Here is a 13,003-nt window from a genome sequence, read left to right as displayed (position 1 = left end):
GTTATTGCTTTTGCTGTTCCATCAGGGTGATGAAGCGGTCAAACAGATAGCTCATCTCATTCGGACCTGGGCTGGCTTCAGGGTGACCCTGGAAGCTGAACGCAGGCTTGTCGGTGCGGGCTATGCCTTGCAGGCTGCCATCAAACAGCGAGACGTGGGTAGTCTTGACGTTGGCTGGCAGGCTGGCTGGATCCACGGCAAAACCGTGGTTCTGGCTGGTAATAAACACGCGCTGGTCTTCGATATCCTGTACCGGGTGGTTGGCACCGTGGTGACCAAACTTCATCTTCATGGTCTTGGCACCACTGGCCAGGGCCAGCAGCTGGTGACCCAGGCAGATGCCGAATACGGGCAGACCTGTTTCCACCAGCGTGCTGATGGATTTGATGGCGTAATCGCAAGGCTCAGGATCGCCTGGGCCGTTGGAGAGGAAAATACCGTCAGGCTTGAAAGCCAAAGCTTCTTCTGCGCTAGCTTGCGCAGGCAGGATGGTGACTTGGCAGCCACGCTCTACCAGCATGCGCAGGATGTTGTGCTTGACGCCATAATCGAAGGCCACCACATGGAAGCGACCCTCAGCAGGCACGTCATAACCTGTACCAAGCTTCCACTCACCATCGGTGAACTTGCCGCTTTCCTTGCGGCTCACTACCTTGGCGAGATCCATGCCAGCCAGACCGGGGAAGCCACGCGCCAATTCCAGCGCCTGGCTTCATCAATCTCGCCAGCCATGATACAGCCAGCCTGTGCGCCTTTTTCGCGCAGAATGCGGGTCAGCTTGCGGGTATCGATATCGGCAATCGCCACCACATTGTTCTCTGCCAGATAATCTGACAGCGATTGCTGGCTGCGCCAGCTGCTGCTGAGCAGTGGCAGATCACGAATCACCAGACCGCTGGCGTAGACTTTTTCTGATTCCACATCTTCGACATTGACGCCTACATTGCCGATATGGGGATAAGTCAGCGTAACAATTTGCTTGGTGTAGGATGGGTCGGTAAGAATTTCCTGGTAGCCAGTGATTGAGGTATTGAATACCACCTCACCCACGGTCTGGCCCAAGGCTCCAATTGAAGTGCCCCTGAACACGGTCCCGTCTGCGAGCACAAGTACGGCTGGGCTTTGCGGCAATTCTAACTCCTTGTAACTATTTGATATTCCGCAACTCATCAACTGCGGAAAGCGGATGTGCAAAGCGGGACGAGCACACGCTCATCCCGCTTTAATTTTGTGAAATTATAGCCTAAAGCGCCTTTGCCTTCAACGCGCTCCAGAACAATTTTTGGCTGGCGACAACGCCAGAATGATGCTTATCGTGCCAGGCCCAATACATCCTGCATATCGAACAAGCCTTGATTTTTCTCCGCCAGGAACTTGGCAGCACGCAAAGCGCCCAGGGCAAAGGTCGCGCGGCTGGAAGCCTTATGGGTCAATTCCACACGCTCACCTATGCCAGCGAACAGCACGGTATGGTCACCCACCACATCGCCACCACGCACGGTGGCAAAGCCTATGGTGTTGGCATCGCGCTCACCAGTCACACCTTCACGACCATATACCGCACATTGCTCAAGGTCACGACCCAGCGCTGCCGCAGCGGCCTCACCCAGACGCAGCGCGGTGCCCGAAGGCGCATCAACCTTGTGTCTGTGATGGGCTTCTATGATTTCTACGTCGTAGCCTTCATTGAGCACCTTGGCAGCGGCTTGCACCAGATTGATCAACAAGGTGACGCCTACACTCATATTGGGCGCAAAGACAATCGCCACATCCTTGGCCGCCTGCTCTATCTGTTGCTTTTGTGCTGCAGTAAAGCCTGTAGTGCCTATCACCAGCTTTACGCCTGCCGCACGACAAGCGGCCAGATATTCCAGGCTTGGTTCTGGGCGCGTAAAGTCCACCAGCACATCCGCACCCTTGAGCGCGGCTGCCACATCGGCACTGATCTTGACCCCGGTCACACGGCCAAATTGCTCACCCGCATCGCGGCCCAGTTGTGGACTGTCTGCCCTATCCAGCGCGCCATGCAACACCAGCGCCTCATCGGCAAACACACCTTCAAGCAGGGCATAACCCATGCGGCCAGAACATCCGGCGATCACTATCTTTTGCATTATCCAACTCTATCCATGATTGAGGCCGGGCCATGATGCTGACCCGACGCACTTTTATGACTTTAAAGCTAATGACTTTAAAGCTCGGGCTTAGAAGCCTATCTTTTCCAGCATGCGCTCAAAGTAACCTGGCTCATCTTCTGGCGGCAGATCATCTTCTGCTTCGGCAGCAGGTGCGCTCTTTGAGCTGGCACCCGTAGCAGAAGATGCCTTGGCAGCAGGCTGCGCAGTATTGGCTTTGCCACTGCCTGACCTTGCCGCTTCAGGCTGACGGCTTTCAACAGGTGCTGCACTGGCAGGCGCAGCGGCTGGCGCAATCAACTCCGGCACCACTTTGCTTGGGGCTTTAGGGTCTTCTTTAATCAGCGGCAGCGGGGTCTTGGTTTCTTCGACGGCAGTAGCGTCAGTTTTCTCCTGCGCGGGTTTATCCGCCTCGTCCTTCTTCCAGAACATCAAGCTATCCAGCATGCCTTTTTTCTCAGGTGCCTTGGGCTCAACCTTGATAGGCGCTGCTGGCGGCGCTTCCACCGTAGTCTCACCCGGTGCGGCAGGCACTACATCACCACGCACGCGCTTGAGGGCGTCATTCTCAAACTCCATGATGACACGGCGCTGCTCTATGATCTGGCCGCCCTTGCGCATCTGGTAGAAATAATCCCAGCGATCTCTGTGGAAGCTATCCTGAATTAGTGGGGTGCCCATGATGTAGCGCACCTGAGACTTGGTCATGCCAGGACGCAGTTGCAACATCATTTTTGATGTCACGACGTTACCCTGCTGGATATCCATGCGGTAGGGCTTGAAGGAAGGCAGTGCGGAACTGCAGGCTACGCAAAGCAGCGCAGCTAAAAGGATAATATGACGCATCACAGCATGGCTTTGGCAAGAAATGGCGTAATATACCACGACATTAAGCCCGGTTTCATGCAGACCTCTCCGCACTCAGGCATGCCGCCCTTCCCCGCTGGGCAAAGTTAAAGCCCCGCCAGCCTCTCGCCCCAATAAAATTAACAATAAAATAGACAAATTAACAAATAATTTGTTGTACTCTGCCTAACTGTACTGTGCTCACCATAATCACCACATCACTGTCAGGAGGGTTGGAGATGCATCACTCAATCAATGTCATTGTCTTAGTTCAGGGTTTAGTCCTTGGCTGCCTGGCCAATAGTGTCATGGCAGACCATCCGCAATTACCCGGCGTCAAGGTGGAAAGCCTGCTCAGTAGCGCCAATTCCTGGGATGGCACGCCTTATGGCACTATCCCGAGGGCAAACCTGAAGTCAGCGTGCTGCGCTACTCTATCCCCGCGCATACCACCCTGCCCTGGCATACACATGTGGTCCCCAATATTGCCTATATTGTCTCGGGTGAAATCACCGTGGAAAAACAGGACAGCGGAGAAAAACGGCTATTCAAGGCGGGAGAAGCCATGGCGGAAGTCGTTAATAGCACCCATAGAGGCTATACAGGCGAGCAAGCCGCAGAACTAGTGGTGTTTTATGCAGGCGCTGCAGGCTTACCTCTGGTGATCAAGCAATCTGAGGCTAAATAGCGTTAAGCAAAATAGCGCTAAATTAAAATTACTTGCAGGTAAATTTTTGAAAAGCTTGTTTACTGGCTGTTGCTTTGGCATTGCTACATTGATTAAACACTGCGGCCGGGTGTCTGACCAGCGATTCAAGCCCCATGCGTCAGCATTTCGCTGGCATGCTGGCGTGTGGTTTCGGTGATTTCAACCCCGCCCAGCATACGTGCAATCTCATCTATGCGTTGCGTGGCATCCAGCTGCTTGATACGGCTCAAGGTCTGGCCTTCGCTGAGGAACTTGCTCACCTGCAAATGCTGACTGCCCTGCGCTGCCACTTGCGGCAGGTGGGTAATCACCAATACCTGGCGCTGCTGCCCCAGGGTCTTGAGCAACTGGCCCACCACTTCAGCCACACCACCCCCTATGCCCACATCGACTTCATCGAAGATCATGCTGGGCACATCACCACGTTGCGCGGTGACTACGCGTATGGCCAGGCTGATACGTGACAGCTCGCCACCGGATGCCACTTTGGACAAAGGACGCGGGGCAACACCCGCATGGCCTGCCACCAGAAACTCCACTTGTTCGCTGCCGCTGGCTGCAGGCTCTTGTGGCTTGAGATCCACCGCAAAGCGGCCACCACTCAATGACAAGCGCTGCATCTCATCACTGATTTGCACTGACAGGCGCTCTGCCGCCTGTACTCGCCCTGCGCTCAACTTTTTGGCGAGCTCATCATAGCGGGCAAATGCTGCGCGTTCATCCTGCTGCAACTGCCCATTGTCCTGACCTTGCTCCAGAGTCTGCTGCCGCAACTGCCAGCCAGCCAGCAGCTCAGCCAATTCTTCTGGCCGCACGCGATACTTACGCGCGGCGGCATGTAGCGCATGCACCCTGCCCTCTACTTCTTGCAGGCGCTCGGGGTCCAGGTCTGCACGCTGCAAATAGCGGTTGAGGAAGCGGTCGGTCTCCTCTAGCTGTATCAAGGCTACATCCAGGGTATCCAGCGCTTCTTGCAAGCTGGCATCGTATTCTGTTAATTCCTGCAGCTTATGTTGCACACGGCTAAGCTGGCTGACGGCAGAGACTTCGCCCTCGCTGAGCAATTCCCGGCACTCTTCGCCGCCAGCCAATATGCTGGCGCCATGAGATAAGCGCATATGTTCCTGCTGCAAGGGCTCCCATTCATCTGCCGTCGGGGCCAGAGCAGACAATTCACGCACTTGGTCACGCAGCTCGGCTAGCTCTTGAGCATAGGCTTCGGCATTACGTTCGGCATCAACGCGTTTTTGGTACAAAACCTGCCAAGCCTGATAGGCCTGCGCCACCTCTTGTGCCAAAGGCAAATGCCCCGCATAGGCATCCAGCACCTGGCGCTGGGTGGCGGCCTTGAGCAAGGCGTGGTGGGCATGCTGGCTGTAGATATCCACTAAAAACTCGCCTATCTCCTTCAACTGCTGAATGGTAGCGGGCGAACCATTAACGAAAGCACGTGAGCGACCATCGGCATAGATCACCCGACGCAGCAGCAGCTCAGGCTCGTCATGGGCAATTTCATTGTCATCCAGCCAGGCTTGCAGTTCAGGCAGGCTGCTAATCTCGAATACCGCGTTGATTTCAGCCTTATCGCTGCCAGCGCGCGTAATACCCCCTTCGCCACGGGCGCCCAGCACCAGCGAAAGCGCGTCTATCAAAATCGACTTACCCGCACCAGTTTCCCCCGTCAGCACCGTAAAGCCGGGGCTGAATTCGAGATCAAGCTGATCGACGATTACAAAATCACGTATGGAGAGTGTCTGCAGCATGCTTAACCCCAGTGCAGCTTTTCGCGCAGCACGTCGTAATGGTTGTGCCCTGGCGGATGCAGCAGGGCGATGGTATTTCTGGCACGTTTCACTTGCACGCGGTCGCCTGGCTGCAAGGCCAGCTTCATCTGGCCATCCAGATGCACACTGGCATCCTCGGCATGCACTACCTGTATGACCACTTCACTCGCGCTATTGATGGCAATAGGCCGATTGCTCAGGGTATGCGGGCAGATGGGCACCAGGGCAATGGCATCCAGAGTGGGGTGCAGAATAGGGCCGCCTGCGGAGAGTGAATAAGCGGTGGTGCCTGTAGGCGTAGCGACAATCAAGCCATCCGAGCGTTGTTTCTGCACAAAACAACCATCGATATGAATTTCCAGCTCTATCAAGCGCGCCAGGCCATTTTTGTTGACGACCACATCATTGAGCGCATAGCCCTGGCCCACCACCTGGCTATTCCGCACGATGTAGGCTTCCAGCAAGATGCGCTGCTCGGTTTCAAACTGGCCGTCCAGAATGGCAGCCACGCTCTCCAGCATGTGATCAGAATTGATATCGGTCAAAAAACCGAAGCGGCCACGATTCACACCAACCAAGGGTATCTGATAATCCAGCAAAGCCCGCGCCACAGTGAGCATGGTGCCATCCCCACCCAGTACCACGGCAAGGTCGGCGTAAGCGCCTATCGCGCTCATTTTCAGTGTGGTGTAACCCTTGATATCGGAGTGCTGGGCGGTATTTTCTTCAATGAAAACGCCTATATGGCGCTCGGCAAGAAAACGCGCCAGGGCCAGTATCTGTTCCCGGGTTTCGGGATTCATATACTTGCCTATCAATGCCACCGTCTGGAATGCACTTTTCATGGCAGGCATTAAATCACAGATGGCTAGCACATAAAACCGGGGCACGCATAAAACCTTGGCCAGTGCTGGCGCAATCTGCACCAGATTGTGCAATGTCTCTCTGCACGGCCATGCCGCTGTAATATTTGATTGCGTGCATGCCCTAGCTATCGGATAATTTTTTCCAGCACAGCAAGTAGATTACTGCTCAGGCGCAGAGAGATGCGGCTTAGCCCCCATGCCAGCATGATTTGTTTGCATGACTTTATGTCTTGATATTGCCTGGCAGCTATTTGCTTTAAGCCTCATTGAATTCAATCTTTAAGCCCCAATATTGACCACATGCTAGACAAACGCGCACAGATATTGCTAAAGACCCTGATAGAGCATTACATCAGTGATGGGCAACCCGTGGGTTCACGTACCTTGTCGGTATCCTCAGGCCTGGATCTCAGTCCGGCTTCCATACGCAATATCATGTCCGAGCTTGAGGAACATGGCTTTATAGCCAGCCCGCACACTTCGGCAGGTCGCATTCCCACCCAGCGCGGTTATCGCCTGTTTGTTGATAGCCTGCTCACAGTGCAGCCGCTGGAAAGCGAAATATTACGCAGACTGGAGCACGAACTCTCCTCACCCGATCCGCAGGAATTGATCAATGCCGCCGCCGAGCTGCTGTCCAATATGACGCACTTCGCTGGCCTGGTCATGATTCCCAAACGCCAAGGTGCGGCTTTCCGCCATATCGAGTTTTTACCGCTGTCTGACAAGCGTATTCTGGTGATTATTGTCACCACCGATGGCGCAGTACAAAACCGCATTATCGTCGCTGACAAACCCTATAGCGCCTCAGAGTTGTCACAGGCGAGTAATTTCTTCAACCAGAACTACGCAGGCAGCACGCTGGATGAAGTAAAGAAAAAGCTGCATGAAGAGTTGCAGCAAATGCATTCCGATATCACCCGCCTGATGACCGCCGCCCTAGATGCCAGCAGCAAGACCGCCGACGGCAGCAAGGAAAGCGTGGTGATCGCAGGCGAGCGCAACCTGCTTAACGTGCAGGATTTATCCACCAACGTCACCTCACTGCGCAAGCTGTTTGAGATTTTCGAGCGCCGCACTTCCTTGATGCAGCTGCTGGACAATAGCCAGCGCGCAGCGGGCGTGCAGATATTTATAGGTGGCGAATCCGGCTATCTGCCACTGGATGAGTGCAGCATGGTCACCGCCCCTTATCAGGCCAATGGCCAGACCCTGGGAACATTGGGTGTCATAGGCCCTACCCGTATGGCCTATGAGCGTGTGATCCCCATTGTCGACATTACGGCCAAGTTGCTGTCGAATGCGCTATCCCATACTTAGTGCTGTTTGACCTAGTGCTGTTTGAGACTTGGCCAGGCCCAGATCATTTCCAGGAGATTGAATGTCTTTTTACCAGCAAGAGCCAGTGATTAGTCCTGATGCGCCTGAGCGTACCGGCATACTGCTTATGAACCTGGGCACGCCCCAGGCACCGACAGCTAAAGCCTTGCGCCCCTATCTGCGCCAGTTTCTCAGTGACCGCCGCGTCATTGAAATTCCGCGGTTTATCTGGTGGTTTATCCTCAACGGCTTTATTTTGCCTTTACGCCCACGCCAGTCTGCACATAAATATGCGCAAATCTGGCATGCTGAAGGCTCACCACTGATGGTGCATAGCCAGCGCCAGACGCAATTGCTGCGCGGGTATTTGCATGATCATATTGCCTCACCCTATGCAGTTGAACTCGGCATGCGCTACGGTCAGCCTTCCATCGCCTCGGCCATTGCCAAGCTCAAGGCGCAGAACTGTAATCGCATCCTGCTGTTCCCCTTGTATCCGCAATATGCTGCCAGCAGCAGTGCCTCGGCGCTGGATGACGCCATGCGCAGCCTGATACGTACCCGCAACATGCCAGATATACGCACCATACGCGATTACCATGCGCATCCGGCTTATATCAAGGCCGTGGCTGACAGCATCAGTGAATACTGGCGCGAGCATGGCAGGCCAGAAAAGCTGGTGCTGAGTTTTCACGGCGTACCGCGCCGCACGCGCGACCTGGGCGACCCTTACTACTACCAGTGCCAGGTCAGCGGCAAACTCATTGCCGAAGCATTAGGTTTGCAGCCCGAGCAGTATTTGATTGCCTTCCAGTCACGTTTTGGCGCTGCCGAATGGCTGCAGCCTTATTTTGCCCCCAGCATAGAAGCACTGGGCAAGCAGAAATTGCGTCGGGTGGATGTGGTCTGTCCGGGCTTTTCCAGTGATTGCCTGGAAACGCTGGAAGAAATTGCCATGGAGGGCAAGAGCCTGTTCCTGGAAGCAGGCGGCGGCGAATATCATTACATCCCCGCCCTCAATGAACGCGAAAGTTGGTTGCAGGCAATGCGGGAAATTGCGCTGGATAATCTCCAAGGTTGGGTAACACCCAAGAGCAGCGCCCCGCTGTATTAGCAAAGACTCATCCCCAACGCTGGCTGCAAGTTCATACGTGTAAAGCCCAGACGGGGGGGTGTGCTTTTTGCTATAATTTTACTTTGGTAATAAACGGATTCTCCCATGATAGTAATCACCGGTGGCGCAGGCATGATAGGAAGCATGATGGCCTGGCACCTTAACACCGTGCTGCAGCGCGACGATATTGTCATCGTTGACCGCATGCATCATCCCGACCAGTGGCAGAATCTCTGTCACCGCCGCTATGCAAACTATCTGGATAAAGATGAACTGATAGACTGGCTGCCCAAACTGGGCAAGATAGACGCCATCATCCATATGGGAGCTATCAGCGCCACCACGGAACGCGATTTCAACAAGCTGGTGCAGGACAATATCCGCTACAGCCAGGTGTTGTGGAACTGGTGTGCCGAACACGAAGTGCCCTTCCTTTATGCCAGCTCTGCTGCCACTTATGGTGGTGGTGAATTTGGTTATCAGGACGATGAAGCCGCCATAGACCAGTTGCGTCCCCTCAATGGCTACGGCTATTCCAAACAGTTCTTCGACCAGTGGGCCTTGCGCCAGGAAGCGGATAATCAACCCTCTCCGCCCCAATGGTGTGGTTTCAAGTTCTTCAATGTTTACGGCCCGAATGAATACCACAAGGAACGCATGGCCAGCGTGGCCCTGCATACCTTCAATCAGTTCCGCGAGCAGGGCAAGGTCAAGCTGTTCAAGAGCCACAAAGCTGGCTATGAAGATGGCATGCAGTTGCGAGACTTTGTCTACGTCAAGGACGCCGTAGCCGTCATGGCGCACTTCCTGGAACAGCTCAGCATTCTGGCCTGTTCAATATAGGTACGGGTGAGGCACGCGCCTTCAAGGATCTGGCCACTGCGGTAATGACCAGCCTGGGCCAGCAGCCTGCGATTGAATATATAGACATGCCGCAAGACCTCATGGGCAAATACCAGTATTTCACCCAGGCGGATATCAGCAAGCTACGCAACACGGGTTATACCGCGCCTTTCCATACGCTTGAGCAGGGAGTGCAGGATTACGTCCAGCAATACCTGATGCAGACCGACCCCTATTGCTGAGCAGGAGCACAAGATGAGTTTTGACAATCTATTAAAGCAGGCCATCCACGAGCATCAATCCGTGATTGCGGCGCTGGAACGCTGGTGCCTCGTATCGCTGCCGTGGCTGAAGCCATGCGCCACTGTCTTAAGAGCGGTGGCAAGATTTTGCTCATGGGCAACGGTGGTAGCGCCGCTGACAGCCAGCATATCGCTGCCGAAATTGTTGGCCGTTACAAGAAAGAACGTAAGGGCATGCCTGCGATTGCGCTGACCACGGACACTTCCATCCTCACTTCTGTCGGCAATGATTACGGCTTTGATTTCATCTTTTCGCGTCAGGTTGAAGCGCTATGCACACCCAATGACTTGGTGATGGGCTTTTCCACCTCGGGTAACAGCCGCAACGTGGTGCTGGCGATAGAAAAAGCCAAAGAAATTGGCGCTGTGACCGTAGGCATGACAGGCGGCACGGGCGGCAAGCTTGCTAGTCTTTGTGAGCATAATTTGATCATGCCTTCTGCTGATACCCCGCGCATACAAGAAGCGCATATTTTCATTGGTCACAGCCTTTGTGACCTGGTCGAAGCCGACTAGCCCTGCCCGCGGACTTATTTCCTTATGCGTGAATCCTTGATCAAGACCGTGCATGGCCGTTTTGGCCATGATGACCTCTGGCTGCTGGTCGTGGGCGACCTGATGCTGGATCGCTATTTATTCGGTGATGTGCAGCGCATATCGCCTGAGGCCCCCGTACCTGTGGTGCTGCTGAAATCGACGGACGAACGCGCAGGAGGTGCTGCCAATGTCGCCGCCAACCTCGCTGGCCTGGGAGTACGCACCCGTCTTGCTGGGGTGGTAGGTGAAGATGCGGAAGCTGAAGCGCTGCTAGGCCTGGTCAATGCCGCAGCGATAGACACGCAATATGTCTATCGCAGCAGCCAGCGCCCCACCATCACCAAAACCCGCATACTCGGCGGCCATCAGCAAATGATGCGGCTGGATCAAGAGGATGCAGGGGCGCTCAGCGCAGAAGAACAACACGGCTTGCAGACAGGCATTTTTGCCGCCATAGCCGAGCAGCCTGCCGCCATCATTCTTTCGGATTACGCCAAGGGCGTGCTCAGCGAAAGCCTATGTCAGTCCATCATCTCCCGCGCCAAAAGCGCAGGCATACCCGTGCTGGTTGACCCCAAGGGCAAGGATTACAGCAAATACCGCGGTGCTACCGGCCTCACCCCCAACAAGCGCGAAACCATAGAGGCCTGCAATGTGCAGGGCAACGACAATCTGGCACTGCTGAGTGCCGCCGAAACCCTGCGTCAGCAGCTGGCGCTGGAGTTTCTTGCGGTCACGCGTGGCGAAGAAGGCATCAGCGTATTGTCTGCCGAGGGCATGGCGCATCTGGCCGCTACCGCGCGTCAGGTCTACGATGTTTCAGGTGCAGGTGATACCGTGATTTCAACGCTGGCCGCAGGCTTGAGCCACGGCCTGCCGCTACAGGCCGCCATAGAACTGGCCAATATTGCCGCTGGCATTGTGGTAGGCAAGGTAGGCACCGTGCCTATCAACAAGGCCGAGCTGGAGCTGGAACTGCAATCCCAGCAATCCGCCACCCAGGCCGACAAAGTCTGCAACCTACCCACCCTGCTGAACCGCGTGCAGCAATGGCGCCAGCAAGGTCAGCGCGTGGTATTTACCAATGGCTGCTTTGACCTGCTGCATGCCGGGCATGTGACCTATCTGGAAGCAGCGCGCAAGACTGGTGATCGCCTGGTATTAGGCCTCAACACCGATAGATCGGTCAGTGCACTCAAAGGCCCTAGTCGCCCGGTGATACATGAGTCTGACCGCGCCCGAGTGCTGGCGGCGCTGGAATCCATAGATGCCGTCATTCTATTTGATGAAGACACCCCGCTGGAATTGATACGCGCGGTGCACCCAGATGTGATCGTCAAGGGTAGCGACTACACCGAAGAGCAAGTGGTGGGTGGCGATGAAGTCAAAGCCTGGGGCGGCAAGGTAGCCTTGATTGATGTGGTACCTGGCCGCAGCACCAGCAACATCATCCAGAAACTGGCGACCTGATGGCGCAGACGCAAGCACATGCCAACCGCATTCTGGTCATGGGCCCGTCCTGGGTCGGTGATATGGTGCTCGCGCAAAGCCTGTTCAAGACCTTGAAGCAAACCCAGCCTGACTGCGAAATTGATGTCGCTGCCCCGGCCTGGACCTTGCCGCTGCTGGAACGCATGCCAGAAGTCACCGCAGGCATTGCCCTGCCCTTCAAGCATGGCGAACTCGCCTTGGGCCAGCGCATACGCTTTGGGCGTAGCCTCAAGCAACGCGGCTATACCCAGTCCATCATGCTCACCAACTCGCTGAAATCCGCTGTGCTGCCAGCCGCTTCCGGCATCAAACGCAGAACTGGCTTTTTGGGCGAGATGCGTTACGGCTTGCTCAACGATATCCGCCCGCTGGATAAAAACAAACTGCCACGCACCGTGGATAGATTTGTCACCCTGGGCCTGCCCGCAGATGCCAGCCTGCCAGCGGATATCCCCTACCCCAGCTTACAGGCCAACCGCGACAATGCGCTACAGTGCCTGGCAGGTATGGGCATTGCCCCGCCTGACTGTGCTGTGCTGGCGCTTTGCCCAGGCGCAGAATATGGCGAAGCCAAGCGCTGGCCCTTGGAACACTATGCCGAGGTGGCGCGTGCTGCATTGGCCCAAGGCTGGCAGGTCTGGCTGTTTGGCTCAGAAAAGGATGTGCCTTACACCGCCGAGATCAATCGCCTCAGCCAGCAGCAGTGTCTGGATTTTGGCGGCAAAACCAAGCTGGGCGATGCCATAGATTTGATGTCCTTATGCAGCGCCGTAGTCAGCAACGACTCTGGCTTGATGCATGTGGCTGCGGCTTTGGATATCGCGATGGTGGCCGTTTATGGTTCGTCAGACCCCCATCACACCCCGCCCATGAGCAGCAAGGCAGTGATTGAGTATTTGGGGCTGGAGTGCAGCCCATGTTTCCAGCGTGAATGTCCGCTGGGTCATTTGAATTGCCTGAAATTGATTGAGCCACGGCAAGTCATTTCCAAACTTAATTTGAAGTCGCAGCACGATGAAACGCATTAAAGTTCTCCAGCTACATCCTGATTACAAT

General features: G+C 55.2%; 9 protein-coding genes and 3 pseudogenes. 7 read left to right on the top strand and 5 right to left on the bottom strand.

Features of this window, described 5'->3' with window-relative positions; genetic code table 11:
* Window position 1: 1 nt before the first annotated feature.
* The 3 genes and pseudogenes from carA to JCM2850_RS00200 form a co-directional block, all read right to left on the bottom strand.
* Window positions 2–1,170 (bottom strand): annotated as a pseudogene (gene carA, locus JCM2850_RS16055) (glutamine-hydrolyzing carbamoyl-phosphate synthase small subunit).
* A 140-nt stretch (window positions 1,171–1,310) separates the two neighbouring features.
* A complete protein-coding gene (dapB, locus tag JCM2850_RS00205; protein WP_025869276.1) occupies window positions 1,311–2,114 on the bottom strand; it encodes a 4-hydroxy-tetrahydrodipicolinate reductase in 804 nt (267 codons plus the stop codon).
* Between the two features lie 90 nt (window positions 2,115–2,204).
* On the bottom strand, window positions 2,205–2,981 hold the full coding sequence (locus JCM2850_RS00200) for an outer membrane protein assembly factor BamE (protein WP_036265407.1): 777 nt from the start codon (window positions 2,979–2,981) through the stop codon (window positions 2,205–2,207).
* Between the two features lie 421 nt (window positions 2,982–3,402).
* Here JCM2850_RS00200 and JCM2850_RS16050 point away from each other — a divergent pair, with 421 nt between their 5' ends.
* Complete coding sequence (locus JCM2850_RS16050) at window positions 3,403–3,669, top strand: cupin domain-containing protein (protein ID WP_199898219.1); 267 nt, start codon at window positions 3,403–3,405, stop codon at window positions 3,667–3,669.
* A 125-nt stretch (window positions 3,670–3,794) separates the two neighbouring features.
* Here JCM2850_RS16050 and recN read toward each other — a convergent pair whose 3' ends face one another.
* Together recN and JCM2850_RS00185 are read right to left on the bottom strand one after the other, a co-directional pair.
* Window positions 3,795–5,453, bottom strand: a complete 1,659-nt coding sequence (recN, locus tag JCM2850_RS00190; protein WP_025869270.1) for a DNA repair protein RecN — start codon at window positions 5,451–5,453, stop codon at window positions 3,795–3,797.
* Between the two features lie 2 nt (window positions 5,454–5,455).
* Complete coding sequence (locus JCM2850_RS00185; protein WP_025869268.1) at window positions 5,456–6,319, bottom strand: NAD kinase; 864 nt, start codon at window positions 6,317–6,319, stop codon at window positions 5,456–5,458.
* A 321-nt stretch (window positions 6,320–6,640) separates the two neighbouring features.
* Here JCM2850_RS00185 and hrcA point away from each other — a divergent pair, with 321 nt between their 5' ends.
* From hrcA to waaF, 6 genes and pseudogenes are all read left to right on the top strand, one after another.
* Entirely contained in the window at window positions 6,641–7,660 is a 1,020-nt protein-coding gene (gene hrcA / locus JCM2850_RS00180) for a heat-inducible transcriptional repressor HrcA (protein WP_025869266.1), read from the top strand.
* Window positions 7,661–7,721: 61 nt separating this feature from the next.
* Window positions 7,722–8,774, top strand: coding sequence for a ferrochelatase (hemH, locus tag JCM2850_RS00175; RefSeq protein WP_025869264.1), 1,053 nt, complete (start codon window positions 7,722–7,724; stop codon window positions 8,772–8,774).
* A gap of 105 nt (window positions 8,775–8,879) precedes the next feature.
* A pseudogene (gene rfaD, locus JCM2850_RS16045) lies at window positions 8,880–9,859 on the top strand (ADP-glyceromanno-heptose 6-epimerase).
* 13 nt (window positions 9,860–9,872) lie between these two features.
* A pseudogene (locus JCM2850_RS16040) lies at window positions 9,873–10,435 on the top strand (D-sedoheptulose 7-phosphate isomerase).
* 24 nt (window positions 10,436–10,459) lie between these two features.
* The gene (hldE, locus tag JCM2850_RS00160) at window positions 10,460–11,926 is read left to right on the top strand and encodes a bifunctional D-glycero-beta-D-manno-heptose-7-phosphate kinase/D-glycero-beta-D-manno-heptose 1-phosphate adenylyltransferase HldE (RefSeq protein ID WP_025869262.1); all 1,467 of its coding nucleotides are present in this window, start codon (window positions 10,460–10,462) and stop codon (window positions 11,924–11,926) included.
* The gene (gene waaF, locus JCM2850_RS00155; RefSeq protein ID WP_025869261.1) at window positions 11,926–12,975 is read left to right on the top strand and encodes a lipopolysaccharide heptosyltransferase II; all 1,050 of its coding nucleotides are present in this window, start codon (window positions 11,926–11,928) and stop codon (window positions 12,973–12,975) included. The genes hldE and waaF overlap by 1 nt, the downstream gene beginning before the upstream one ends.
* The last annotated feature ends 28 nt before the right edge of the window (window positions 12,976–13,003 follow it).

This window comes from Methylobacillus glycogenes JCM 2850 (assembly GCF_000617925.1).
GTDB classification, from domain to species: Bacteria; Pseudomonadota; Gammaproteobacteria; order Burkholderiales; family Methylophilaceae; genus Methylobacillus; species Methylobacillus glycogenes.
This window is presented reverse-complemented; position numbering and strand designations above follow the sequence as displayed.